The sequence below is a fragment of the Stappia sp. genome (assembly GCF_040110915.1).
Classification (GTDB): Bacteria; Pseudomonadota; Alphaproteobacteria; order Rhizobiales; family Stappiaceae; genus Stappia.
On record NZ_CP157793.1, the window covers coordinates 124,794 to 150,717 of the forward strand.

The following is a 25,924-nucleotide window of genomic DNA, read 5'->3' on the forward strand; positions in this document are numbered from 1 at the left end:
AGGTGAGTGATGAACAAGTTCCGTACCGCTCTGGCCGGGGTGCTGCTTGGCGCGACGGCGCTGGCGGCGCCGGCCCAGGCCGACGTCAAGATCGGCCTCATCGGCGGCATTTCGGGGCCGATCGCGGCGATGGCGCCGGCGATGGTCGACAGTGCCCGGCTCGCGATCCAGCAGGTCAACGACAATGGCGGCATTCTCGACGGCCAGACGCTGGAAGCGGTCATCGGCGACAGCGCCTGCAATCCGCAAAACGGCACGGACGCGGCGACCAAGGCGGTCAATATCGAGGGCGTGATCGGCATCGTCGGTCCGCATTGCTCCGGCGCGGTGCTCGCCGCCGCCAACTCGGTCACCATCCCCGCCGGCGTGACCGTGATCACCCCGTCCGGCACCTCGCCGGAAATCACCGGCCTCGACGACAAGGACACCGTGTTCCGCACCGTGCCTTCCGACGACTATCAGGGCCGCGCGCTGGCGCGCACCGTGCTCGAGCGCGGGACGACCAAGGTGGCGGTGGCCTATCTGAACAACGACTACGGCAAGGGCCTGGCCGATTCGTTCCGCGCCGAGTTCGAGGCCGGCGGCGGCGAGATCGCCGGTTTCGCCGCGCACGAGGGCGAGAAGGCCTCCTACCGCTCCAACCTGGCCGAGCTTGCCTCGGGCGGCGCCGATACGCTCGTCATCTTCGACTATGGCGACGGCTCGGGCCTGACCATGCTGCGTCAGGCGCTGGAAAACGGCTTCTTCACCAACTTCATCGGCGGCGACGGCATGAAGTCGGATGCGCCGATCAAGGAGCTGGGCGCTGAAAACCTCACGACGTTCCTCGCCTCGGCCCCGGTCGGCGAGGCGTCCGAGGCGCTGGAAATGTTCAACACCGCCTTCTCCGAGGCCGGTGGCGACCCGGCGGCGATCTTCACCACCACCTCCTATGACGCGGCCTTCCTGATGGCGCTGGCGATCGAGAAGGCGGGCGGCGACAAGGCCAAGGTGGCCGCGGCGCTCCGCGAGGTCTCGAACGGCGAGGGCGAGCCGATCCGCCCGGGCGAATGGGCCAAGGCGAAGGAGCTCATCGCGGCCGGCACGGCCATCGACTACAAGGGCGCGGCCGGCGATCACAACTTCAACGAAGCCGGCGACGTGCCGGGCACCTATGCCCTGTTCAAGGTCTCGGGCGATGCCTTCGAGGCGATCTCCGACATGAAGTAAGCCGCGCCTCGCGTGCAAGGACACGGGCCGCCGGGGGATCTCCTCCGGCGGCCTTTTTCGTGGTCTTGGGTCGTTGACGGGTCGACGGCAGACAGCGGCGCGTCGCTGCGAGCCAGGGGACATCCGGTCGCACCCGGCTGCGATGGCGCAGCCCGGAAGGTCGCGACCTCTGGACAACGTCCATGAGGCACGTCAGCCGTGAAAACTCAGAATCCAAGAAGCTGAACCACCCGATATCGGGAGCGGCGGTCGCCTGACCGCTCAGGCGCCCTGGAGCTTGCGGGCCGTCGCTTCGCTCGTGACCTCGGGCGCAATGTTGAGCAGGAAGCGGATCTCGGTCCGGTCCTCGGCCAGTTCGGCGATGGTGTGGGCGTCGAGCACGTTCATGAAGGCCTCGAGCGCTTCGTGCAGCAACCCGTTGAAGCCGCAGGAGGTGATCAGCGGACAGTCCTTGCGCCCGGATTCGAAGCACTCCGCCAGCAGGAAGCTCTCCTCGGCGGCCCGCACGACGGCGCCGACGGTGATCTCCTCCGGCGGCTTGGCCAGAACGAGGCCGCCGTTGCGGCCGCGAATGGTGCGCACGAACCCGTTGTCCACGAGCACCTTCAGGATCTTGAACAGATGCGTCTCGGACATCTCGAAGCTCGCCGCGATATCCGCGACGCGGCTCGGGCGGCCCGGGTTTGCGGCGCAGTAGATCAGGGTGCGAACCGCGTAATTGGTCTGTTGAGTAAGGCGCATGAAACTAGATATGCGTCGGATCGGGGGTGTCGTCAACGGGCGACGAAAAAATCTTGTCCCTGAGGCTCACGTTTTTGATCCCGGCGCCGCACCCGACGCGTCGCGCAGGGGGGCGACAGGGGCGCAGGGAGGGGCGGAGGATGTCGGGGTCGTGCGCCTCGAAGCAGGAGGGGCGGGCGCGATGCGGATCGTCGCCGCGTGGGCCGATCCGGTGCTCGAACGCAAAACGCCGCCGGCAAGCCGGCGGCGCTGAAGCCCGTCAGGGCCATCTGCTCAAGAGCTTGCGTGGATTACGCGAGCTCGAGCTGGGCGGCCTGCATGCCGCGACCGCGACGGTCTTCCTCGGTGACGAAGGTCAGCGAGGTGCCCTCGGCCGGAACGGCGAGGCCGGACCGCTCGAACGCGGTGATGTGAACGAAGACGTCCTTGCCACCTTCGGCCGGGGTCACGAAGCCGAAACCGCGGTCATGGTTGAAGAACTTGAGGGTGCCGGTCTGGCGCATGGGAAAACTCCTGTCCCGTGTCTAGTCGTAAAGAGCGCAAGTAAGCGCACTTGCTTGCGCGAGCGTGGCATTCTGAAACGGGAAAGGCAGTTCTGCTCGACGGGATCGACCGGAGGCCAATGGCGCCGCATACCGAAACTTTCTTAACCGGGGTTCGAATTTTCAAGCCCGCTGTTGCCGGACGAAAGTCCAACGCGCACACTATATGCGAAAGTCGTCAACGCAGCAAGGCCGAACCGCATCGTTCACCCACAGAAGATCGCGGTCTGCCCTCCGCTGCGCGGCCGACGGGGTGAGGAAGCTGCGCAATCTCAGTGCCTTGTCGAGCGGGCCGCCGAACAGCGGGGCGCAGAGGGCCGGCGTCGGCGCGGTCCCTCAAGGGGGGCTGTGCCGAGGGGGTGCCGGATGCGCATCGCCGGCGACGACCCGGTTCCGCCCGTCCTGTTTCGCCTGATAGAGAAAGCGGTCGGCCCGGGCGAAGGCGTCGTCGATGGCTTCGCCGCCGGTGAAGGCGGTCACCCCGATCGAAACGGTCACCGGGATGGACTGGCCATTGACCTCGACCGGGCGGCAGGCCAGCGCGGCGCGCAACCGCTCGGCGACCGCCACCGCCGCATCCAGGTTCGTGTCCGGCAGGAGCGCGAGAAACTCCTCGCCCCCGAGCCGTCCGAAGTGATCCCTTTCGCGCAGCAGATGCGTGATGCGTGTGCAAAAGGCCTTCAGCACATCGTCGCCCGCGAAGTGTCCGTATCGGTCGTTCACCCGTTTGAAGTGATCGATGTCGAGAATCAGCAGCGCGAGCGGCCTTCGGTCCCCGGCCGGGCCGGCGGCCGCGCGCCGCGCCGCCGCGAGAATGGCGCGCCGCGACATGGTGCCGGTCAACTCGTCCCGGTGCGCGAGGTCGTAGAGCTCGTGCTGGCGCTGCTTCAATTCGGTGATGTCGACGCGAAACCCGACCGTGCCGCCGCCCGGCAGACGCTTTTCCAGCACGCGCAGCCAGCGCCCGTCCGGCATTTCCTGCTCGACCGGGCCGTCCGGAGCGCGATGCGCGGCGAGGCGTTCGGCGATCCAGTCCTCCTCGCGGCCGACGGCTTGCGCATATTGCCCGCAGCGCACGCCCTCGCGCACGATGTCCTCAAATGTGTTGCCCGGCCGGATGACATGGGCGGATTGCGGATAGGACTGGCGGTATTGCTCGTTGCAGATCGTCAGCCGGTCGTCTTCGTCATAGAGCACGAAGCCGTCGGGGAGCGTTTCGATGGCCTCCACCAGCGTCTCCCAGGACCGCTGCGCGATCCGTTCCGCGATCTCATGCTGGATTTCGCGAACGACCAGGTGCCCGGCGTCCTGAAGGAGGGCGCTTGCGTCTTCGGGAAGAGGCCGTGCCTGCGGGTGAGCGAGGCACAGCACGCCGAGGACGCGGCCTGCATCGTCGCTGAGTTTCCTGCCGACGAAGAAGCCGAGACCGAGTGTCAGAAGATGACGGCGCAGGGCCGTCTCCGGCGCGTTGGCGACGTCGGCAAGGGCAACCGGGGCGTCGTGCTCGCTGACCAGGCGTTCCAGGTGCGGGGCGGTTGCGATCAACCCGGAATGCGCCCCTTCGTGGTAGACGCGCGCCTCGGCCGCCTGGTCGCGCAGGATGACGCAGACGGTGTCGGCATCGAACACCCGACGCAACAGACTAAACAGGCTCGACAGCGGTGCCGGATGCGCGCCCTGCCCGGCAGGTGAAACCGCGCGTGCATCGCCAGGGCCGGCCCACTCCGCCAGATCTTCGAGGTAAGGTGTCGGCCGGGTCGCCGAGTCCGGTGTTGCCATGCGCGCAACCCCTGCGTAAGGGCTCCGACCTCAAGCCCTGTCATTAATAACGATACGTACTAAATCGTAGCATCGCCGGGTAAATGATCAATCAATGCGCGATTGCAATCTGAGAGGAATAGTAATCGCCAATTGCTTCTGCTTCGAAAATCTAAGTCGTTCGCTTTCATGACGGTCGCGGGACGGGGGCGACTCGGCGTCAGCCCGGTCGGCGGGCCTCCCATCGCTCCGGTGACCGGCCGGATGCGAAAGGCTCCGCCTCCGTCGCCGGCAAGCCGAGCCTGGAGGCGATGGCTTGCGCGGCCGCGCAGCCGGTGGCGAAACAGGCCTGCAGCAGATAGCCCCCCGTCGGGGCTTCCCAGTCGAGCATCTCGCCGGCGACAAAGACGCCCGGGCGCGCCCGCAGCATGAAGTCGTCGGTCAGGTCGCGGAAACAGAGCCCGCCGGCCGAGGAGATCGCGCGCTCCAGTCCGCTCACGGCCGTGACGGCGAGCGGCAGCGCCTTGATCCGGCGGGCGAGGGCGCCGGGCTCGGCGGGACGGGGGCCCGCTTCCGACACCAGCGCGACGGCAACCGGCGGAAGGCCGGCGACCTTGCGCAGGTGGGTGGACAGCGAGCGCTTGCCGCGCGGGCGGGCGAGCAGCGCGGTCAGCGCGTCGAGATCGAGGTCGGGCCGCAGGTCCAGCTCGATTCGCGCCACGCCGTCACCGGCAAGCAGCTCCCGGATCTCGGCCGACAGCGCGTAGACGGCCCCGCCTTCCAGCCCGGCGCGGGTGACGACGGCCTCGCCCCGCGCTTCGCGCGTGCCCACGCGGAACGCGATGCGCTTCAGCGGGGTGCCGGCGAAGCGGTGTGCGAGATGCTCCGACCAGGCGATGCACACGCCGCAATTGGCCGGCGCGAAGGGCGTGCGGGCGATGTCGGCCGCATCGGTGATGTCGGTCCAGGCGGCGTCGCTGCCAAGGCGCGGCCAACTCGCGCCGCCGAGCGCCAGCAGCGTGGCGTCCGCGGCGGGCTCCGTGACGCGTCCGTCGGGCGTGTCGAAGGTCGCACTGCCGTATGCGTCCCATCCCGTCCAGCGCCAGCGCGTGCGCAGCGTCACGCCGCGCGCGGCAAGGCGGGCGAGCAGTGCGCGCAGCAGCGGCGAGGCCTTCATGTGGTCGGGAAAGATCCGTCCGCTCGTGCCCTCGAAGGTCTCGATGCCGAGCCCGTCGCACCAGGCCCGCAGCGCGGAGGGCGGAAAGGCGTCGAGCGCCGACCGGAGATGCGGCGCGGCCGCGCGGTAGCGGGCGAGAAACGCGTCCCGGCCTTCGGCATGCGTGAGGTTCAGCCCCCCGCGCCCGGCCATCAGGAACTTGCGCGCCGGCGAGGGCATCCGCTCGGAGATGGTGACGCGCGCGCCGCGCGCCGACAGCACATCGGCGGCGATCAGCCCCGCCGGACCGGCGCCGATGATCGACACGCTGGGGGAAGAGGCAGGGCCGACGCCGGTCATGCGGCGCCCGAATCGGATCTGGCCCGCGCGGCGAGTTCGCGCTCATAGGTCTTGGCGAGCCGCAGGAAGCGCGTATAGGCGAAATTGGTGGAGATCACGAGGCCCCACCAGCCGTAGAGCGCATAGCGGCGGACGAGATAGGCCTTGAGAAACGCCAGCGGAAATTCGGTCAGCAGCCTGTGACGGGCAAGGCGGCGTCCGCGCGACGCCATGTCGTCGGCCTGCATCGTGGAATAGCGGTTCATCTTCTCCACGTGAAAGGCGATGGAGCGGATGGAGCGATGCGCCATGGGCGCGGAGAGCTGGCCGAGCCGCGCTCCCGCCGGCGGCCGCACCGTGTCATGCACGGGCGACTCCGAGAAGCGGCCGACCCTGCGGTCGTAGAGCCGGATCTGGTTGTAGCCATAGGCCCAGGGGGCCGGGCCCGATTCGTGCGCGAAGACATCCTTGATCCGGACCTGCCAGAAGGAAGCGGTCCCGGGCGGTCCGGCCGCGAAGAGCTTGCGGATTTCCGCCACCAACTCCGGCGTCGCCGCCTCGTCGGCATCCAGATTGAACAGCCAGTCGTTGCGGCAGGCGTCCTCGGCGAAGCGCTTCTGCGGCCCGTAGCCCGCCCAGTCGTTGCGGAAAACGGTCGCCCCGCGCGATTCGGCCACCGCGATCGTGTCATCGCGCGAGCCGCTGTCCACGACGATCACCTCGTCGGCGAAGTCCGACACGCTGTCGATGGCGCGCGCGATCCGGTCCGCCTCGTCGCGGGCAATTATAAAGACGGAGATCGGCAGGCTCTCATGCATTGCGAAATCCTCGCCGCCCGCCGATTCGGGCGCGTCGGGCCCAGGTCGGGCAAGTCTATGATCCGGGTCGCCATGCGCTCGTCCGATGGGACATTCCGTGATGGGCTATTTATAAGGACGGCGCGACCCCGAGCGCCCGGGGTCGTCCTTACAGCGTCGCGCGCAGGCGCATCAAGTCTCGCGACGTCTCGCGCGCCGAAACATCGCCGCCATCGGGCCGGCATCGGGCCACGCCCCGGAAAACGCCGCCTTTCGCGCCGAAAGTCCTAACGGGACCTTAACGGGGTGTCACCTCAAAGACACACTGTGTCCCGGGCGTGTCGTTGGAGGGCATTTGCCGGTTGCGGCCCGCGCCCCCCGTCGCTTAGAACAAACTCGAGCTCGCGGGGAAGCTTGCTCAACTCATCCTCTCCTGTTGGCCCCAGGGCCCATGCAGGAAACAACGACGAGGTCAGGAAATGAACATCAAGAGCATCCTGCTCGGCGCTTCCGCTGCCGCCCTGGCAGCCACGGGCGCTCAGGCGGCCGACCTTCCGGTCGCTCCGGAGCCGGTCGACTACGTCCGCGTTTGCGACGCGTTCGGCACGGGCTTCTTCTACATCCCGGGCACCGAGACCTGCCTGAAGATCGGCGGCGGCGTCCGCGTCGAAGCCCGCATGAACGACGTCCTCGACGGCGGCGGCCAGAACTGGGACGACCGCAGCGACGACGCCACGACGTTCCGCGCTCGTGCGTACATGAACTTCGACAGCCGCACCAACACCGAGTACGGCCTGCTCCGCACCTATGTCGCGACCTACGCGACGGTGGACCAGTCCTACGGCGGCGTTGCCTGGACGCTTGACGAAGCCTTCATCCAGCTCGGCGGTTTCGTCGCTGGTCGTACCGGCTCGTACTTCGACTTCTACACCGGCGACAACTGGGGCGCGGCTCTGAACCAGGGCTTCGCGGACCGTGGCGACGTGAACCTGTTCGCGTACACCTTCCAGTTCGGCAACGGCTTCTCGGCGTCGGCCTCGGTTGAGTCCCCGGCTCGTCGTGGCGTCATCGGTGGTCCGCTCGCCGGCAACCAGTACGGCGGTCACAAGATCCCGGACTTCGTCGCCAACCTGCGCGTCGACCAGGGTTGGGGTTCGGCCCAGATCATGGGTGCCGTCACCCATGTGTACGGCCTGAACCAGCCGGGCTTCTTCGGCGGTGAGAGCAAGGTGGGCTGGGCGATCGGCGCCGGCGCGACCTTCAACCTGCCGATGATCGCCGCTGGCGACAGCTTCTCGCTGCAGGCCGCTTACGCGTCCGGCGCCGTGGGCTACGTCAACCAGAACTTCACGGCGTTCTCGGATGCGAACTACAACGCAGCCGGCAGCCTGAAGCTCTCCAACGCCTGGGGCATCGGTGCGGGCTTCACGCACTTCTGGACCCCGGCGATCTCCTCGTCGCTGACCGCCAGCTACTCGGCTCTCGACCAGTCGGTCGGTGGCGACGACTTCCAGGAGCTGAACGTTCAGGGTAACCTGATGTGGCGTCCGGTGTCGGGCCTGTACTTCGGTGCCGAGCTCGAGTACCGCGGCCGCTTCGACGGCATCGCCGGCACGGCTGCGGACAACGACGCGCTCGTCGGTATCTTCCGCGTGCAGCGCACGTTCTAATCTGATCCTTTAAGGATTGGATTGAGGGCCCGGCGGTCTCCGCCGGGCCCTTTTCGTTTGGGGCCGCGCATTTCAGACGTCGTGTTTTGTCAGACGTCGTGTTTTGCGGCACAGAGTCGCAAGGCGGGCCGTCCCGTCGGTCCGCGTCTCGCGCGTGTCATCCGCGAGCGCTGTCACCGCCGTCGCTCGACCAGGCGCGCGTCCGCCCGTCCGGTCCAGGATTTCCCTGTTCATGAGTTCAGGATTGCGCCGTCGCTGGCCGATCCGCGCGAAGTGTCGACGGGAAGGCCGGGGCTCAGGCGCTCTTAGGTCCGAAGCGCTGTGGCTCGAAGCGCCGTCCGTTTCCGGTGTTTGATGCCTCAGAATTGTGCGCGCCCGAAGAGCGTCACTCCCCCCTGTGCCTCAAGCCATGAGACCGCGCGCATGTAACGCTTGCAGGCATGGGAGCGGCACGGGCTTGACGGGGCGCGAGACGAAAAGCGCGGTGCGACGCCGAACCGCCGCGGCCTCTCCGAGCCCGGATCTCCGGCTTCGCCTGTGTCCGGAAGGATGCGCGGGGGAAGACTCCGGACCGCTCCACAGTGCCCCGCTCCGGCCGAACCCAAGGAAAGCCGGCGTCGGAGAGCCTCGCGCCATGCCGCGATCACGCAATCTCTCGATCATCACCCCGTGTCGTGCCCCGGACGGCATGAAGCTGCGGATCAGGGCGCACGCGGGACGCTGCGTTTGTGGCCGAACGGTACAGTGAAGCCGCGCGCGCGGGCGCGTCGTGCCTATGACATCAGGCGTGGGACATCAGGCGTGGCGCCGCCTGACCGTCGGCGGTGAAGACATGGCAGTCGCCGCCGTGAAGCGCGATGCGCACGCGTCCGTCGACGGCATGGGCGGCGTCTCCCGCCGAGCGCACGGTGATCAGCGTTTTGTCGGCGAGCCGCACGTGCAGGAAGTGGCTTTCGCCGAGTTCCTCCACCACCTCGATCTCTCCGCCGACGGTTGCCATGTCGTCTTCGCCGGCAAGGGCCAGATGCTCCGGCCGCACGCCGAGCGTCACCGCATCGCCGGGTCGCAGACCGCTTCCGTCCACGGCCGCGCGCACGGTGCCGCCGCCGGGCAGGGCGATGAGCGCACCCTCCTGCGCGACCTCAACCACCTCGCTCTTGATGAAATTCATCTGCGGCGAGCCGATGAAGCCGGCGACGAAGAGGTTTTGCGGCCGATGATAGAGATCGAGCGGGGCGCCCACCTGTTCGACCCTTCCGGCCGACAGCACCACGATCTTGTCGGCGAGCGTCATGGCCTCCACCTGGTCGTGCGTGACATAGACCATGGTGGCGCTCATGCGCTCGTGCAGCTTGGCGATCTCGATGCGCATCTGCACGCGCAGGCTTGCATCGAGATTGGACAGCGGTTCGTCGAACAGGAAGACCTTGGGATTGCGCACGATGGCCCGCCCGATGGCCACCCGCTGGCGCTGTCCGCCGGAGAGCTGCTTCGGCAGGCGGTCGAGCAGGTCGGTGAGTTCCAGCGTGGCGGCGGCGTCGCGCACCTTGCGCTCGATCTCCTCTCGCCCGGTCTTGGAGAGCTGCAGGCCGAAGGCCATGTTCTCGTAGACCGTCATATGCGGATAGAGCGCATAGGACTGGAACACCATGGCGATGCCGCGCTCCTTGGGCGTCTTGTCGGTGACGTCCTCGCCGCCGATCTCCAGCGCCCCGGAGGTGATGTCCTCGAGCCCCGCGATCAGGCGGAGAAGCGTCGACTTTCCGCAGCCCGAGGGGCCGACGAAGACGACGAACTCCCGGTCGCGGATAGTGAGGTCGACCCCGTGGATCGTTTCCACGCGCCCGAAGGACTTGCGCACCTGTCTGAGGATCACCTCCGCCATCGATCTGTCTCCCTCCCTGCGGCGCTTCCGGCGCCGGCGGTTTGTCCGTGTCCGGTCCCGGGCGTGCGCCCCTAAGTGTCGATGACGCGCACGAAGGCCGCGTCGAAAGGCGCAAGTTGCAGTGCGCCGCCGTCGAAGCGCCCGGTGAAGTCCGGCGCCTCCAGCGTCGCGACCGGCGTCACGCCGGGAAGCGCGATCTGCTGCTCGCTGTCCGACAGGTTGAAGGCGCAAAGGACGCGCGTCGCCCCGTCTCCGCGCAGGAAGGCCAGCACCGGTTCCGGCGTGTCGAGCAGCGCGATGGCGCCGGTGATCAGCTCCGGCTGCGTCTTGCGCCAGGCGAGGAAGCGGCGTGTGCGATGGAGCGGCGAGGCCGGATCCGCCTCCTGCGCCTGCACGCTGCGCGCCCGGTGACCTTCCGGGATCGGCAGCCACGCATCGACATGCGAGAAGCCCGCGAGCGGGTCGCTGCCGTCCCAGGGCATGGGCGTGCGGCAGCCGTCGCGGCCGCGGAATTCCGGCCAGAACTCCTTGCCGTAGGGGTCCTGGATGTGCTCGTAGGCGACCTCCGCCTCGTTGAGCCCCAGTTCCTCGCCCTGATAGAGGCAGGGCGTCCCGCGCAACGAGGTGACCAGGGCCACGGTCAGCGGGGCGAAGCTCTCCGGCGGATGGGTGCCGCCCCAGCGGGTGACGACGCGCGGCACGTCGTGATTGGAGACGGCCCAGCTCGGCCAGCCGCTGCCGATGCCCGCTTCCATCGCCGCCACGGTGCGGCGGATGTAGCTGGCCGAGGCATCGTTCGTCAGCAGGTCGAAGCCATAGGCCATATGCAGCCGCTTGCCCGCCTGCGTATAGGCGGCCGTGGTGGCGAAAGGGTCGCGGTCGGAGCCGATCTCGCCGACCATGGTGGCATGCGGATAGCTGTCGGTCAGTGCCCGCAGCCGTTCCAGAAAGGCGAGGTTCTCGGCCTGCGTCTTGTCGTGGATGTGGTCCTGATAGGCATAGGGGTTGGACGGGTCGACGCCGGTCAGCGGCTTGCCCGGCGGCAGCGGCGGATTGTCCCGCAGCTGCTTGTCGTGGAAATAGAAATTCACCGTGTCGAGACGGAACCCGTCGACCCCGCGTTCGAGCCAGAAGCGCGCCGCGTCGAGCACGGCGTCCTGGACCTGCGCGTTGTGAAAGTTGAGATCCGGCTGGCTCGTCAGGAAATTATGCAGATAGTATTGGCGCCGGCGCGACTCCCAGGCCCAGGCCGAGCCGCCGAAGATCGACAGCCAGTTGTTGGGCGGCGTGCCGTCCGGCTTCGGATCGGCCCACACGTACCAGTCCGCGCGCGCGTTGTCGCGGCTCGCCCGGCTTTGCTGGAACCAGGGATGCCGGTCGGAGGTGTGCGAGATCACCAGGTCGACGATGACCTTGAGCCCGCGCAGATGCGCCGCCTCGATCAGCCGGTCGAAATCCTCCAGCGTGCCGAAGATCGGGTCCACATCGGTGAAGTTGGACACGTCATAGCCGAAATCGTCCATTGGCGAGGGGTAGAAGGGCGACACCCAGATCGCGTCGACGCCGAGGCTTTCCACATAGTCGAGCTTGGCGGTGATGCCGGCGAGATCGCCGATGCCATTGCCGTCGGTGTCGAGAAAGGAGCGGGGGTAGATCTGATAGATCACCGCCCCGCGCCACCAGTCGGCCTCGCTCGCGGCTTGCGGGGAGTGTGCGCTTTGCGGGTTCGCGGAGGAAGCCGGTGGGGCGGCGGGCGTGGTCAGCATGGACGGTCTATCCCTTGACGGCGCCGGCGGTCAGGCCGGAGACGATCTTGCGTTGAAAGACGAGCACGAGGGCGACGAGCGGCACGGTGACGATCACGGAGGCCGCCATGATGTTGCCCCAGGGCAATTCGTGCTGGCTGGCGCCCGTGATCAGCGCGATGGCCACCGGAACGGTGCGCATGTCGTTGGACAGGGTGAAGGTGAGGGCGAAGAGGAACTCGTTCCACGCCGCGATGAATGCAAGCAGGCCCGTGGTCACCAGCGCCGGCCACATCAGCGGCAGGAACACCCGGCGCACGATCACGAAGGACGAGGCGCCGTCGACCACGGCCGCCTCCTCCAGTTCCTTCGGCAGCTCGCGCATGAAGGTGGTGAGCACCCACACGGTGAAGGGCAGGGTGAGGATCAGGTTGGAGAGCATCAGCCCGGGCAGCGAGTTGTAGATGCCGAGCCAGCGGATCAGCTCGAACATGCCCGACAGCACCGCCACCTGCGGAAACATCGACACCGAGAGGATGGTGAACAGCAGCATGCCGCGCCCGCGAAAGTGCACCCGCGCGAGCGCATAGGCCGCCGTCACGCCGAGAAACAGCGACAGCCCCACGACGACGGTGGCCACCACCACCGAGTTGAGGATGTTGAGGGCGAAGGGCTGCTCGGCGAAGACCGAGATGTAGTTGGCCGGATCGAAGCTGGTCGGCCAATAGGCGACCGTGAACAGCTCCGAGCCCGAGCGGAAGGACGACAGGATCGCGTAGTAGAACGGAAACACCGAAAAGACGACGATCGCGGCGACGAGCGCGTAAAGTCCGATCCGGTTGACGAGCCTGCGGCGCATCGGCGTATCTCCCCGTTTGCCCTTCGGTTACCTGGGCTCACCGCTCAGGCGGACCTTGCCGAGCGTGATGGTCATGATGGTGAGGGCGGCGATCACCAGGAACAGCAACGTGGAGGCGGCCGAGCCGTAGCCCACCTCCTGGAAATCGACGAGTTGTTGACGGGCATAGACCGACATCGACATGGTGTCGGAGGAATTCGAGGTCAGCACGTAGATCAGGTCGAAGATCCTCAGCGCATCCAGCGCGCGGAAGATCACGGCGACCATGATGGCCGGGCGGATCAGCGGCAGGGTGACCCTGAAGAACACCCTGACCGGATGGATGCCGTCGACGCGCGCCGCCTCGTAGCAGTCGGAGGGCAGCATCTGCAGCCCGGCGAGAATGAGAAGCGCCATGAAGGGCGTGGTCTTCCACACATCCACCATGACCACCGCCCACATCGCCGTATCCGGATCGGCGGTCCAGGCAACGGGCTGGGAAATGAGGCCGATCCCCATCAGGATGTCGTTCAGCACGCCGAACTGGTCGTGCAGCATCCAGCCCCACATCTTGGCCGAGACGATGGTGGGAATGGCCCAGGGAATGAGCACGGCGGCGCGCACCAGCGCGCGGCCCCGGAACTGCGCGTTGAGCACCAGCGCGACGATCAGGCCGAGCAGGGTCTCCAGCGACACCGAGACGAAGGTGAACCACAGCGTGTTCCACACCGCGTTCCACCACGTGGGATCCACGATGAGCCCGTACGCCTCCCCGTCGTAGACCGCGTAATAGTTCTCCAGCCCGATGAATTGCGTGGCGGAGAGATCGGAGAGATTGGCATCCGTGAAGCCGAACCAGATGGTGCGCAGCAGCGGCCAGCCGGCCACCAGCGCCAGCACCACGAGCATCGGCGTCAGGAGCAGCCAGGCGGAGCGCAGCCGGGCGCGGGAGAGGCGGGACCGGCGGGCCGGCGCGGCATCCGCGCGCGTGATCGCGATATCGCTCATCGGGGAACGCTCCTCGGCCGGGGATCGATGCGGGGCTTCGCGTGGCCACCGGTGTGTGGCCACAAGCGTGTGGCCGTCGGCATGTGGCGAAGGCGCCCCGCCGCGCAGGTGCCGGCGGCGGGGCGATCCGGGCTTACCAGCCGCGGCGCTTGATGCGCTTCAGCTCCGATTCCAGGTCGGCGAGCGCGGTCGTCGCATCGCTCTTGCCTGAAAGGACGTCATGCGAGGCGTTCCAGAAGGCGTTGGACACGCGATTGTATTTCGTGCCGGTCACGCGCGAGGGGCGGGCCACCGCATTGGTGAAGGTCTCGTAGAGATCGCCGAAGAAGGGGACGGCGGCGAGAACCTCCGCGTCCTGATAGAGCGCGGAGATCGTGGGATTGTAGCTGCCCTCGATGGCGCGGCGCTTCTGCTCCGCCTCGCTGGTCAGATACATCACGAGATCGGCGGCGATTTCCGGGTGCGCCGAATATTTCGACACCGCGAGCTGCCAGCCGCCGAGCGTGCCGGTGTTCTTGCCTTCCGCGCCGCCCCGGGGCAGGGCGGTGACGCCGATCTTGCCCTTCACCGGGCTGTCGTCGGAGTTGCCCAGCGACCAGGCATAGGGCCAGTTGCGCATGAAGACCGCATTGCCCGACTGGAACACGCCGCGCGCCTCTTCTTCCGCGTAGTTCAGCACGCCCTCGGGCGTGATGGTCCCGACCCAGGAGCCCGCGAGATCGAGCGCCGCGATGGCCTGCGCGTTGTTGACGGTGATCTCGCCCGCGTCGTCGACGATGGTGCCGCCGCCGAAACTGTCGATCCACTCCAGCGCGTCGCAGGTCAGCCCCTCATAGGCCTTGCCCTGGAACACGAAGCCCCACATCTGATCGTTGCCGGCGGCACGCTCCGCGTCCTGCACGGCCTGCGCCACCTCGGTCAGCTCCTGCCAGGTTGCCGGCACGGGCTGCCCGTGTTTTTCGAGCAGGTCGCTGCGGTAATAGAGCACGCCCGCATCGGTGAACCAGGGCATGGCGACAAGCTGCCCGTCCACCGTGTTGTTCTCCACGATCGGCGCGAAATGCGCCGCTTCGGCGCCATCCGAATATTGCGCCAGATCGAGGAAATGGGTGCCCAGAATGCCCGGCCAGATGACGTCGATCTGGAAGACGTCAATGTCATCGGCCCCGGAGGCGAGAAGCTGCTGGTAGAGCGCCAGCCGCTCGGTGGTGGAATTCGGTGTCGAGACGATGGTGACGGTGTTGCCGGTCTTTTCGGCCCAGGCCTCCGCGCCGGTCTTGCACAGTTCCAGCTCGATGCCGACCGCACCGCAGGAAATGGCGATCTCCGCCGCCTGGGCCCCCGAGGGCGCGCCCGGCGCCAGAAAGGCCAGCGGGGCGGCCAGCGCCGTGGCCGTCAGGACGGTCCGCCGGGCGAACCGCGCGGTCCGCACGGTTATTGCATGCGTCATGGTCTTGTCCTCCCTGTCGTTCCCCGGGGATCGTGGCGCCCCCGTCCGGGATCCCCTGAGCCGGGTTGTCCCGGCCGGGGCGCTTTGAAAAACGTCGTGAGATCTCTGCGTGTCTCTCCCGTGCCGATCGTCACCCTCTCTGTGGGTCGCCCTCTGAAAGTCGCCCCAGTAAATCGCTCCCTGAAGGTCGCCTCCCTGAAGGTCGCCTCCCTGAAGGTCGCCCCCCAGTAGGTCGCCAAAGGGTGTGACGACGAGACGTTCCGACGCTGCGTCCAAAGCGCTTTGGATCAAAAGCGTGCCGAATCGGCCTGCGTGTGTCAAGAAAGCTCTGTGACTTTCGATTGTGCGCAGCACACTGCGCGCTTTGCGCTGCATCATGAAAACCCCTGGAAATTGCGGCGTTCCGCTCTGTATGATCGGCTTGAGACGCGCGCCACGCCCGCAGACGGCGCCGGTGACACGGAGCGGAAGACCGTGCCCGCGACACCTGATCCGGGGCGGTGCGTCGGGAAATCCAAAGCGCTTTGGGTGCCTGTCGGGAAGCGCGGATCATCGGGGGATCCTGCCGACACCGGCGGGCGACAGACGATCGGCAACAGACAACCGGCTTGTGATGGCCGGGGCGTGGGGCGACCACGCCTTGGGCCTTGCGGACAAGGCCCGGAACAGAGGAAAGCGGAAGGTGAACCTGCGCGAGCTTTCGGCCCTTCTGGGCCTGTCGCAAACCACGGTCAGTCGGGCGCTCAACGGCTATGCCGATGTGGCGGCCGAGACCCGCCAGCGGGTGATCGCGGCGGCCGAGCGCCATGGCTATCGCCCCAACTCCGGGGCCCGGCGTTTGGCGACGGGTCGCGCGCAGGCGCTCGGGGTCGCCTTTCCGGTCGACCGGAACCTGCTGCTCGACCCGCATTTCATCGAGTTCCTCGCGGGCGTGGCCGAAAAGGCCGGCGATGCGGGCTACGACCTGACGGTGAGCCCGACCACAGGGCTGGAAAGCGACGTCTACCGCCGCTTCAAGCGCACCCAGGCGGCGGATGTGGTGATCCTGTCCGGCCCCGAGCGGGAGGATCCGCGCATCGCGGAGCTGCAGGCGCTCGGTCTGCCCTTCGTGGTGCACGGGCGCACCCGCTCCGCCGAGCCCTATGCCTACGCCGATATCGACAATCGCGGCGCCTTCGCCCAGGCGACGCGTCTTCTGCTCGATCTCGGTCATCGCCGGATCGCGCTGATCAACGGGGAGGAGCATCTGACCTTCGCGCACGACCGGCGGTGCGGATGGCGGGAGGCGCTGGCGGCGGCGGGCTGCGCGGCGCCCGACACGGCGACCTTCAGCGGCGCGATGACGGAGGAAAACGGCTATCGTTTCGCCCGCCGACTGCTGGAGGCGGCGCGCCCGCCGACCGCGCTGCTGTGCTCCAGCGTGCTGCTCGCCTTCGGCGCCTATCGCGCGATCCGCGACCTCGGCCTGACCGTTGGCGGGGATGTCTCCGTGATCGCCCATGACGACGACCTGCCCTTCCTGCGCCCGCATACGCTTGATCCGCCGCTGACGGTGACCCGCAGCCCGATCCGCAAGGGTGGGGAACGGGTGGGGGAGTTCGCGATCCGGCTCGCCACCGGCACCCCTCTCGCGCAGTTGCAGAGCGTGCAGCCGGTCGACCTCGTCTATCGCGGGTCGACCGCCGCGCCGCCACAGCTTTCGGTGGTCGAGAGCGAACTATGATCCAGTAAAGGAATTCAGATAATATATTGAAATTAAATTAATAAATCCTGTCGATTGACGTTTTCGTAAATAAGTCGCTTGCTTTCCCGGCCGGGAGGTGGAATTCTCCCGCGCGATCCGCCTGAAGGGCGCTTGCCGCAGGGGTGACGGTCGTTTTCAAGGACCGGCCGGCTTGCGGATTTTGCGGGCGCGAAGAATTGGGCGCGCAGGACTGAGCGCGAGGAGCAAGGGAGAGAGAGCATGACCGCTGCGATCGTGGGCTGGGCCCATACCCCGTTCGGGAAGCATTCCGAAGAGACCGTCGAAAGCCTGATCGTATCCGTCGCGCGCGACGCGATCGCCGATGCCGGCATGGAGCCGGCGGACATCGATGAGATCGTGCTCGGCCATTTCAACGCCGGCTTCTCGACGCAGGATTTCACCGCCTCGCTGGTGCTGCAGGCCGATCCGGCGCTGCGCTTCAAGAAGGCGACGCGGGTGGAAAACGCCTGCGCCACCGGCTCGGCCGCCGTGCACGCGGGCGTGCGGGCGATCGCGTCGCGGGAGGCGCGGGTCGTGCTTGTCGTCGGCGTCGAGCAGATGACGACGACGCCGGGGCCGGAGATCGGCAAGAACCTGCTCAAGGCCTCCTATCTGCCGGAGGATGGCGACACGCCGGCCGGCTTCGCCGGTGTCTTCGGCAAGATCGCGCAAGGCTATTTCCAGAAGTACGGCGACAAGTCCGACGCCCTGGCCGCCATTGCCGCCAAGAACCACAAGAACGGCGTCAACAACCCTTACGCGCAGATGCGCAAGGATCTCGGGTACGACTTCTGCCGCACCGAAAGCGAGAAGAATCCCTTCGTGGCCGGGCCGCTCAAGCGCACGGACTGTTCGCTCGTGTCGGATGGCGCGGCGGCGCTGGTGCTGACCGACGTCGAGACCGCGCTCGGCCGCGACAAGGCGGTGGCGTTTCGCGGGCTGGCGCATGCGCAGGATTTCCTGCCCATGTCCAAGCGCGACATTCTCGCCTTCGAGGGCTGCGGCGAGGCCTGGCGCCGGGCGCTGGGTGCGGCCGGTCTGACGCTTGACGACCTTTCCTTTGTCGAGACCCACGACTGTTTCACCATCGCCGAACTCATCGAGTATGAGGCGATGGGCCTGACCGCGCCCGGCGAGGGGCATCGCGCGATCCTCGAGGGCTGGACCGAGATGGACGGCAAGCTGCCGGTCAACCCGTCCGGCGGGCTGAAGGCCAAGGGGCATCCGATCGGTGCCACCGGTGTGTCCATGCATGCGCTCACCGCCATGCAGCTCACCGGCCGGGCCGGCGACATTCAGGTCAAGGGCGCGGAACTTGGTGGCGTGTTCAACATGGGCGGCGCCGCGGTGGCCAACTACGTCTCGGTGCTTCAGCCGCTCAAGTAAAAGGCGAGATCGGGCCCAGGCGCCCGCGCGCTTCGAATGGCCGGCGTCGCGATCCCGCGGCGCCGGCTTTTTCACGCCTGCGCGCACCCGGTCGGACCGTTCGTGCAAGGTCGGAGGTGCGCGCCTCCCGGCAAGACGCCGGCTCAGAAGCCGGCGGTCTCCATCTGCCGGGCGAGATCGAGCAGGTCGTAGGCCTCGATCTCCCAGTCGTCTTCCGGCGCGAGGTCGCTGGCCTGATCGGGGCCATGTTCGTGCGGGCGGGCGAAGAAGGCCGTCTTCAGGCCGGCCGCGCGGGCCGCGGCGAGATCGGCATTATGGGCGGAGGCCAGCATCACCTCCTCCGGCGCCAGGCCGATGATCGCGGCCGAGGCGTGGAAGACCTCCGGTGCGGGGGGATAGGCGCGGGCGATGTCCGCGCCGAGCATCAGGTCGAAGGGCAGGTTCGCGTGTTTGGCGAGCCAGGTCGTCATGGCGATCGAGGCCGCCGTGCAGGGCGCCAGCACATAGTCGCGCCGCAGTGCCCGCAGGCCCGGCGTGCTGTCCGGCCAGGGCGGCAGGCGCTCCCATCCGCGAGCCAGCCGCGCGGTTTCCTCGCGCGTGAGATGATGCGCCAGTCCCGCATCCTCCAGCGTCTCCGTCAGCGCTTGCGCATGCAGCGTATCGAGAGGCGCATAGTCCGCGCCCGCCTCGATCCGCACGCGCAACTCCATATGGACCCGTCGGTGCCAGGTACGCGCCAGCGCGCCCGCGTCGATCTCGGCGTCGGATTTGGCGAAGGCCTTGTCGAGAAGGGTGGTGAGTCCCGATCGCCAGTCCACGACCGTTCCGAACACATCGAAGAAAATCGCTTTGACCACTGTCGTTGCTCAATATCGTTGGGCGGTTGCTCAATAAGGTTGGACGAATGCAAGGGCTGCGGATGCACGCGAGTATCGTGTTTTCACACCCCGGAATCAACCAGAAGTAAACAATGTCGCGAAATGCCATGCAACATCCGCGGCGTCATGCGGCAGCCTCCCGGGGAAGTGCGGGAGGTGTCCGCGTCGTTCGGAAGCGAGGCGGGGCAGCAGGATTTTTTGCACTTCGGCGATTGTTTGAAACGTGATGCCCGGTGTCGGCGGCGGCTCTTCGCTAGCGTGAGGATACCCGTTGTCCAACCGCAGGGTGATGCCGATGCACGCGGCCGAAAAGCGCAAACTCGATGTCTTTCCCACCTTCCAGAAGGTCGCCGGCCGGCGTGTCGTCGTCGTGGGCGGCGGCGAGGAGGCGGCGGCCAAGGTCCGTCTCCTGTCGGAAACGGCGGCGCGGATCGAGGTGATCGCGCCCGACCTTGAGCCGGCGCTGGCCGCGGCGCTGGAGAAGGCCGGCGGCCGGCATCTGCCCGGGCCGTTCCGTCCGGCGCTGCTCACCGGGGCGGCGCTGGTCTTCGCGGCGAGCGGCGAGGAAGACGCCGACCGCGCGGTGGTCGAGGCGGCGCGCATCTTCGGCATTCCCGCGAATGCGGTCGACCGCCCGGGATTGTGCGATTTCTACGTCGGCGCGCTCGTAAACCGCGCGCCGGTCGCCGTGGCCATCACCTCCACCGGCGTGGGGCCGGTGCTGGCGCGCCACATCCGCGCGCGCATCGAGGCGCTTCTGCCGCGCGAGACCGGAGATCTGGCCCGTCTCGCCGAGACCTTCCGCGACACGGTGGCCCGGGTCATCCCCGATGGCGCGGCGCGCCGCCGCTTCTGGGCGCGGTTCTTTTCCGGCAGTGTCGCCTCCAATCTGCAAGCCGGCCGGCCGGGCGCCGCCCGCGCCGAGGCGCAGCGGCTCCTGAACGCCGATGACGCGGACAGCGGCTTCGTCTGGCTCGTGGGCGCGGGACCCGGCGCGGAGGACCTGCTCACCCTGCGCGCGCAGCGCGTGCTGCAGGAGGCGGATGTGATCGTCCACGACGCCCTGGTGCCCGACGCGGTCGTGGCGATGGGCCGGCGGGACGCGCAGCGCATTGCCGTGGGCAAGCGCAAGGGCGCCCATTCGGTTCCGCAGCCGGAGATCAACGCCATCCTGCTGCGCGAGGCGCGCGCGGGCCGGCGTGTCGTGCGGCTGAAGTCCGGCGATCCGATGATCTTCGGCCGCGCCGGAGAGGAAATTGCCGCGCTGCGCGCCGCCGGCATCGCCCATGACGTGGTGCCCGGCGTGACGGCTGCCTTCGCGGCGGCCGCGAGCGCCAAGATCCCGCTCACCCTGCGCGGCGTGGCCTCGCAGCTCGTCTTCGCCACCGGGCACGACCAGTCGGGCGCCACGCTGCCGGCCTGGGGGCAGATGGCGCTCGAGGGCGCGACGGTCGCCGTCTACATGGGCCGCAGCGTCGCCGCGCGCGTGGCGGCCCGCCTCACCGAGGCGGGGCTCGATGCCGCCACGCCGGTCGCGGTGATCGAGAATGCCGCGCAGGACGGGGAATGCCTGTTCGCCGGCACGCTCGCCGACCTCGGCGCCCTTGAGGACCGCGACGATGTGTCGGGGCCCGTGCTGATCGTGATCGGGGAGGTGGTCGGCGCGGCCGATCTGAGTGCCAGCGCGCCGCTGTGCCCGCCGGCGGCGGGCGAGCGCCTCGGCGCGACGGTTGCGGCGTGACACGTCGGGCGCGGACCCGCAAACGAGGAAAGGTTTTCGCATGAAGGCACTGACGGCCAATCGGCTGCTCGACGGCGAGGTGGTGTGGCTCGGCCATGGCGACGACCCGCAGACGCGCTGGGTCGACACATTGGCGCTCGCGCGCGTGCTCGAGACGCCCGAGGACGCGGCGCGCGCCCTTGAGGAGGGCGCGGCGGCGGTGGCGGATCGCCATGTCGTGGAGCCCTATCTGATCGATCTGTCGCAGGCGCAGTCCGGCGCGCTCGTGCCGGTGCGGTTTCGCGAGCGCATTCGCGCGCAAGGCCCGACGACGCGCACGGATCTGGGCAAGCAGGCGCGCAAGCACCCGTCCGCCGCCTGATCCCGGCACCACTCTCTCCGGCTCAAGACCCGACCCGAGGACCAGACAATGTACCGCTACGATGAATTCGACGCCCAGTTCGTCGCCGCGCGCGTGGACCAGTTCCGCGACCAGGTGAGCCGTCGGCTCGCCGGCGACCTGACCGAGGAACAGTTCAAGCCGCTGCGGCTGATGAACGGGGTCTATCTGCAGCTGCATGCCTATATGCTGCGCGTCGCCATTCCCTACGGCACGCTGAACGCCCGGCAGATGCGCAAGCTGGCGCAGATCGCGCGCACCTACGATCGCGGCTACGGGCATTTCACCACCCGGCAGAACATCCAGTTCAACTGGCCGCGCCTGCAGGACATTCCCGACATTCTGTCCGAGCTTGCCGAGGTCGGCATGCATGCGATCCAGACGTCGGGCAATTGCATCCGCAACGTGACCGCCGATCATTTCGCGGGCGCGGCCGCCGACGAGATCGTCGATCCGCGACCCTATGCGGAGATCCTGCGGCAATGGTCGTCGCTCCACCCGGAGTTCACCTTCCTGCCGCGCAAGTTCAAGATCGCGGTGACCGGCGCGCCGCACGACCGGGCGGCGGTGCAGGTGCACGACATCGGCCTGCAGGCGGTGCGCAACGCGCAGGGGCAAGTGGGCTTCGCCGTCTTCGTCGGCGGCGGTCTCGGCCGCACGCCGATGATCGCGCGCAAGGTCCGCGACTTCCTGCCGGAGGCGGATCTGCTGGCCTATTCGGAGGCCATCCTGCGCGTCTACAACCGCTATGGCCGGCGCGACAACAAGTACAAGGCCCGCATCAAGATCCTGGTGCATGAGACCGGCATCGACACGCTGAAGGCGGACATCGAACGCGAGTTCGAGGATATCCGCGGCGGCGTGCTGCAACTGCCGAAGGACGAGGTCGACCGCATCGCCGCCTATTTCGCCCCGCCCGCCTTCGAGGCGGCCGAAGGGACCGCGGCGTTCGACGCGGCGCGCGCGGCGGACACGGCGCTCGATGCCTTCGCCCGGACCAACCTGCATCCCCATCGCGCGCCCGGCTACACCAGCGTGACCATTTCGCTCAAACCCATCGGCGAGGCGCCGGGCGATGCCACGGCCGCGCAGATGGAGGTCGTCGCCGAACTCGCGGAGACCTACGGCCATGACGAGATCCGCGTCAGCCACGAGCAGAACCTCGTGCTGCCGCATGTGCGGCTCGCCGATGTGCCGGCCGTCTTCGCCACGCTGCAGAAGGCGGGTCTGGCGGAGGCGAACGCCGGGCTGATCACCGATATCATCGCCTGCCCGGGCATGGATTACTGCGCGCTCGCCACGGCGCGCTCGATTCCCGTCGCGCAGCGGATTTCCGAGCGCTTCGCCGCCTCCGGCCGGCAGCAGGACATCGGCGACCTCAAGATCAAGATCTCCGGTTGCATCAATGCCTGCGGGCATCACCACGTCGGCCATATCGGCATTCTCGGCGTGGAGAAGAAGGGCGAGGAATTCTACCAGATCACGCTCGGCGGCTCGGCCGACGAGGCGAGCTCCATCGGGCGGATCGTCGGGCGCGGGTTTTCCTACGACGAGGTCGTCGACGCGGTGGAAACGCTGGTCGACACCTATCTCGGCCTGCGCGCCTCGCCGGAGGAGGACTTCCTCACCGCCTATCGCCGGCTCGGCGACGACCCCTTCAAGGAGGCGCTCTATGGCACCGCTTGACACGCTCTCTCATGCCGCCGACGACCGGCGGGCGCACGACGGGACGGAGAGCGACACGGAGGCCCGTGTCGCGCGCCTCGCCGCCCGCCTCGCCGCCCGCCTGAACGGGGCGGATGCCCGGGCCGCGATTGCCGGGGCGCGCGCCGAATTCGGCGACCGTCTGGCGCTCGTTTCCTCCTTCGGGGCGGAATCGGCGGTGCTGCTGCATCTCGCGGCGTCGGTCGACCCGACGATCCCCGTGCTCTTCATCGACACGGGCAAGCTCTTTCCCGCGACGCTGCGCTACCGCGACACGCTGGTCGCGCGCTTCGGGCTGACGGATGTGCGCACCCTGACGCCGGCGGCGGAGGATCTTGCGGCCGACGATCCCTCCGGCGCGCTGTGGCTGCGCGACACCGATGCGTGCTGCGACATCCGCAAGGTGCGTCCGCTCGCCCGCGCGCTTGCCGGCTTCGACGCCTGGATCTCGGGCCGCAAGCGCTTCCAGGCGAGCTCGCGCTCCGACATTCCGCTGGTCGAGGCGGATGGGCCGCGCGTCAAGATCAATCCGCTCGCCGACTGGGATCCGGGCGACCTGCGCGCCCATGCCAGGGCGGAAGGCCTGCCGCCGCATCCGCTGGTGGCCAAGGGCTACCCGTCCATCGGCTGCATGCCCTGCACCACACCGGTGGCGGACGGCGAGGATCCGCGCGCCGGGCGCTGGCGCGGACAGGAGAAGGTGGAATGCGGCATCCATGTCGCGCTGCCCCAGGAAAACGAACAGGGGGCGGGGATCTGATCATGTCCGATATCTCTCGTGACGACGTGGCGCTGTACAAGGCCGGGGCCTTCGTCGCCGACGCCTGGCACCTGCTCGACGACGACGCGCCGCTGCCGGACACGGGCCATGTCCTGCTGTCCGTCGCGCGGGCGCGCGCCGAGGCGCCGGAGGCCCCGCGCGGGCTGCACATCGGCGCGCATGTCACCGCCGCAGACGACGTCAGCGATCTGGCGCCGGTCCTGGACCGGCTGGAGGTTGTGGCGATTGCCTTCGAGACATTTTCCGACGGGCGCGGTTATTCGAGCGCCCGGCTGCTGCGCGAGCGCCACGGCTACCGGGGCGAGCTGCGCGCCACGGGCGACGTGCTGCTCGACCAGATCCCGCTGATGCGCCGCTGTGGGTTCGATGCCTTCGAGGTCGCCCACGCCCCGACACGGCGCGCGCTCGAAGCTGGCCACGACGTCGACGTCCCGCTATATCTGCAACCGCTCGGCAACGCGGCCGAGCGGCCCGCGGGCGCGCGCGCCTGGGCCAGACGGCCGGCGATTTCCGGGGCCTGATTGCGAATTCCCATGGCGTCGGGTTCGGACCTTTGCTGATGTGCCGGGCCGACGAGGTGATTATTCTCGCGTGACCTGCCGCGCGGGCGCTTGCGCGGCGCGCGGGTTTGCGGATGCAAGGATACAAGGCATGAATGTGGTCAATCTTTCCGGCGACCTCGCCGACGCGGTTCCGGCCGGCGCCACGGCGGAGACCGTGACCGAGGTGCAGCATTACACCGACGATCTGTTCCGCTTCCGCATGACCCGGCCGCAAAGCTTCCGCTTTCGCTCCGGCGAGTTCGTGATGATCGGCCTGATGGTCGGCGAGAAGCCGATCTTCCGCGCCTATTCCATCGCCTCGCCGTCGTGGGACGAGGAACTGGAGTTCTTCTCCATCAAGGTGCCGAACGGGCCGCTGACCGAGCATCTTGCCAAGATCCAGCCGGGCGACAAGGTCCTGATGAAGAAGAAGCCCACCGGCACGCTCGTCAACGACGCGCTGATCGCCGGCAAGCGGCTCTACATGTTCTCCACCGGCACGGGCTTCGCGCCCTTTGCGAGCCTGATCCGCGACCCCGAGACCTACGACAAGTTCGACGAGGTGATCGTCACCCATTCCTGCCGCTTCGTCGCCGAACTGGCCTATTCCAAGGAAACTGTCGCCGCTGCAAAAGAAGACCCGCTGATCGGCGAACTGGCGTCGGAACGGCTGCGCCTCTTCACCTCCGTCACCCGCGAGCCCTATGAGCACGAGGGCCGCATCACGACGCTGATCGAAAACGGCACTCTGTTCGACGCGCTCGGACTGCCGCCGCTTGACCCGGCGGACGACCGGGGCATGATCTGCGGCTCCATGGCCATGCTCAAGGACACCAAGGCGCTGCTCGAGGCGCGCGGGCTGACCGAGGGCGCCAACAACAAGCCGGCCGAATTCGTCATCGAACGCGCCTTCGTCGGGTAGGGCCGTCGGGCGGCTTGCGGTCGCGCGATCCCGCCGCGATCATCCCGGGCGAAGCCCGAACGGGCAATCAGCCGGGACCGAGATCATGACGGATACCGAAGGCAGGCGGGACGGCGTGCGCATCCTTGCGCGCCGCACCCTCTACGAGGGGTTTTCGCGCTATTGCGAAATGGACGTGGAGGAACGGAGCGCCGACGGCGCGACGCATGTCTTGTCGCGCGAGTTTCAGACCCGGGCCGATGTGATCGCCGTCCTGCCCTATGACCCCCACCGTGCAATCGCGCTTCTGGCCCGGCAATTGCGCGTGCCGCTGCTGGCGCGCGGCGATCACGACGGCTATCTTGCCGAGGCCCCGGCCGGCTACATCGATGCCGGCGAGGATGCCGGGACGGCGGCGCGGCGCGAGGCGGCCGAAGAGGTCGGCGTGGCGCTCGCGCATCTGGAGCCGGCCGGCACGGTGTTTTCCTCTCCCGGCGCGATGACGGAGCGCATCAGCCTGTTTCTGGCTCCCTTTTCCGCGGCCGACCGCCGGCACGACGGCGGCGGTCTGGCGCATGAGGGTGAGCGGATCGAGGTGCTGGAGGTGCCGCTTGCCGATCTCGCGGCCGAGGCCGACGCGGGCCGGCTCGCCGACGCCAAGACGCTGATCCTGGTTCAGGCACTGCGCTTGCGCAGACCCGGCCTGTTTGCGTAGCCTCCCCGCAAGCCT

Annotated in this window: 22 protein-coding genes; 11 read left to right on the forward strand and 11 right to left on the reverse strand. The window is 68.1% G+C overall.

Going from position 1 to position 25,924, the window contains the following annotated elements; all coding sequences use genetic code 11:
• Nucleotides 1-9: 9 nt before the first annotated feature.
• On the forward strand, nucleotides 10-1,209 hold the full coding sequence (locus ABL312_RS00610; RefSeq protein ID WP_349359434.1) for an ABC transporter substrate-binding protein: 1,200 nt from the start codon (nucleotides 10-12) through the stop codon (nucleotides 1,207-1,209).
• A 261-nt stretch (nucleotides 1,210-1,470) separates the two neighbouring features.
• On the opposite strand, the gene ABL312_RS00615 is transcribed toward ABL312_RS00610, so the two are convergent.
• From ABL312_RS00615 to ABL312_RS00635, 5 genes are all read right to left on the reverse strand, one after another.
• A complete protein-coding gene (locus ABL312_RS00615; RefSeq protein WP_349359435.1) occupies nucleotides 1,471-1,950 on the reverse strand; it encodes an Rrf2 family transcriptional regulator in 480 nt (159 codons plus the stop codon).
• A 290-nt stretch (nucleotides 1,951-2,240) separates the two neighbouring features.
• Nucleotides 2,241-2,453: a cold shock domain-containing protein gene (locus ABL312_RS00620; protein ID WP_349359436.1), complete on the reverse strand. Its 213-nt coding sequence runs from the start codon at nucleotides 2,451-2,453 to the stop codon at nucleotides 2,241-2,243.
• A gap of 375 nt (nucleotides 2,454-2,828) precedes the next feature.
• Nucleotides 2,829-4,271, reverse strand: coding sequence for a diguanylate cyclase (locus tag ABL312_RS00625; protein ID WP_349359437.1), 1,443 nt, complete (start codon nucleotides 4,269-4,271; stop codon nucleotides 2,829-2,831).
• 199 nt (nucleotides 4,272-4,470) lie between these two features.
• Complete coding sequence (locus ABL312_RS00630; protein WP_349359438.1) at nucleotides 4,471-5,766, reverse strand: TIGR03862 family flavoprotein; 1,296 nt, start codon at nucleotides 5,764-5,766, stop codon at nucleotides 4,471-4,473.
• Complete coding sequence (locus tag ABL312_RS00635) at nucleotides 5,763-6,563, reverse strand: glycosyltransferase family 2 protein (protein ID WP_349359439.1); 801 nt, start codon at nucleotides 6,561-6,563, stop codon at nucleotides 5,763-5,765. Before ABL312_RS00635 ends, ABL312_RS00630 begins: the two co-directional genes overlap by 4 nt.
• Before the next feature lie 458 nt (nucleotides 6,564-7,021).
• Here ABL312_RS00635 and ABL312_RS00640 point away from each other — a divergent pair, with 458 nt between their 5' ends.
• Nucleotides 7,022-8,212: a porin gene (locus ABL312_RS00640; protein WP_349359440.1), complete on the forward strand. Its 1,191-nt coding sequence runs from the start codon at nucleotides 7,022-7,024 to the stop codon at nucleotides 8,210-8,212.
• 781 nt (nucleotides 8,213-8,993) lie between these two features.
• Here ABL312_RS00640 and ABL312_RS00645 read toward each other — a convergent pair.
• The 5 genes from ABL312_RS00645 to ABL312_RS00665 form a co-directional block, all read right to left on the reverse strand.
• Nucleotides 8,994-10,097: a sn-glycerol-3-phosphate ABC transporter ATP-binding protein UgpC gene (locus ABL312_RS00645; RefSeq protein WP_349359441.1), complete on the reverse strand. Its 1,104-nt coding sequence runs from the start codon at nucleotides 10,095-10,097 to the stop codon at nucleotides 8,994-8,996.
• A gap of 71 nt (nucleotides 10,098-10,168) precedes the next feature.
• Nucleotides 10,169-11,863, reverse strand: coding sequence for an alpha-glucosidase (locus ABL312_RS00650; protein ID WP_349359442.1), 1,695 nt, complete (start codon nucleotides 11,861-11,863; stop codon nucleotides 10,169-10,171).
• A 7-nt stretch (nucleotides 11,864-11,870) separates the two neighbouring features.
• Entirely contained in the window at nucleotides 11,871-12,701 is an 831-nt protein-coding gene (locus ABL312_RS00655) for a carbohydrate ABC transporter permease (RefSeq protein WP_349359443.1), read from the reverse strand.
• 27 nt (nucleotides 12,702-12,728) lie between these two features.
• Nucleotides 12,729-13,688 carry a sugar ABC transporter permease gene (locus tag ABL312_RS00660; protein ID WP_349359444.1) on the reverse strand — a complete coding sequence of 320 codons (960 nt, stop codon included), beginning with the start codon at nucleotides 13,686-13,688 and terminating at the stop codon, nucleotides 12,729-12,731.
• 133 nt (nucleotides 13,689-13,821) lie between these two features.
• On the reverse strand, nucleotides 13,822-15,138 hold the full coding sequence (locus ABL312_RS00665) for an ABC transporter substrate-binding protein (protein ID WP_349359445.1): 1,317 nt from the start codon (nucleotides 15,136-15,138) through the stop codon (nucleotides 13,822-13,824).
• A 682-nt stretch (nucleotides 15,139-15,820) separates the two neighbouring features.
• On the opposite strand from ABL312_RS00665, the gene ABL312_RS00670 reads away from it, so the two are divergent.
• Together ABL312_RS00670 and ABL312_RS00675 are read left to right on the forward strand one after the other, a co-directional pair.
• Nucleotides 15,821-16,861: a substrate-binding domain-containing protein gene (locus ABL312_RS00670; RefSeq protein WP_349359446.1), complete on the forward strand. Its 1,041-nt coding sequence runs from the start codon at nucleotides 15,821-15,823 to the stop codon at nucleotides 16,859-16,861.
• A 240-nt stretch (nucleotides 16,862-17,101) separates the two neighbouring features.
• Nucleotides 17,102-18,268, forward strand: a complete 1,167-nt coding sequence (locus ABL312_RS00675; protein ID WP_349359447.1) for an acetyl-CoA acetyltransferase — start codon at nucleotides 17,102-17,104, stop codon at nucleotides 18,266-18,268.
• Between the two features lie 143 nt (nucleotides 18,269-18,411).
• Here the strand turns inward: ABL312_RS00675 and ABL312_RS00680 are convergent, their stop codons facing one another.
• A complete protein-coding gene (locus ABL312_RS00680) occupies nucleotides 18,412-19,125 on the reverse strand; it encodes a haloacid dehalogenase type II (RefSeq protein ID WP_349359448.1) in 714 nt (237 codons plus the stop codon).
• A gap of 310 nt (nucleotides 19,126-19,435) precedes the next feature.
• Between ABL312_RS00680 and cysG the strand changes: the two genes are divergently transcribed.
• From cysG to ABL312_RS00715, 7 genes are all read left to right on the forward strand, one after another.
• Nucleotides 19,436-20,887 carry a siroheme synthase CysG gene (gene cysG, locus ABL312_RS00685; protein ID WP_349361310.1) on the forward strand — a complete coding sequence of 484 codons (1,452 nt, stop codon included), beginning with the start codon at nucleotides 19,436-19,438 and terminating at the stop codon, nucleotides 20,885-20,887.
• A 40-nt stretch (nucleotides 20,888-20,927) separates the two neighbouring features.
• Nucleotides 20,928-21,248: a DUF2849 domain-containing protein gene (locus ABL312_RS00690; RefSeq protein WP_349359449.1), complete on the forward strand. Its 321-nt coding sequence runs from the start codon at nucleotides 20,928-20,930 to the stop codon at nucleotides 21,246-21,248.
• A 48-nt stretch (nucleotides 21,249-21,296) separates the two neighbouring features.
• Nucleotides 21,297-22,952, forward strand: a complete 1,656-nt coding sequence (locus ABL312_RS00695) for a nitrite/sulfite reductase (protein ID WP_349359450.1) — start codon at nucleotides 21,297-21,299, stop codon at nucleotides 22,950-22,952.
• A complete protein-coding gene (locus ABL312_RS00700; protein ID WP_349359451.1) occupies nucleotides 22,939-23,730 on the forward strand; it encodes a phosphoadenylyl-sulfate reductase in 792 nt (263 codons plus the stop codon). Before ABL312_RS00695 ends, ABL312_RS00700 begins: the two co-directional genes overlap by 14 nt.
• 2 nt (nucleotides 23,731-23,732) lie before the next feature.
• Nucleotides 23,733-24,272 (forward strand): DUF934 domain-containing protein, encoded by a 540-nt coding sequence (locus ABL312_RS00705; RefSeq protein ID WP_349359452.1) that lies wholly within the window; start codon nucleotides 23,733-23,735, stop codon nucleotides 24,270-24,272.
• Between the two features lie 130 nt (nucleotides 24,273-24,402).
• A complete protein-coding gene (locus ABL312_RS00710) occupies nucleotides 24,403-25,215 on the forward strand; it encodes a ferredoxin--NADP reductase (RefSeq protein ID WP_349359453.1) in 813 nt (270 codons plus the stop codon).
• An 85-nt stretch (nucleotides 25,216-25,300) separates the two neighbouring features.
• Nucleotides 25,301-25,909: an NUDIX domain-containing protein gene (locus ABL312_RS00715; protein WP_349359454.1), complete on the forward strand. Its 609-nt coding sequence runs from the start codon at nucleotides 25,301-25,303 to the stop codon at nucleotides 25,907-25,909.
• The last annotated feature ends 15 nt before the right edge of the window (nucleotides 25,910-25,924 follow it).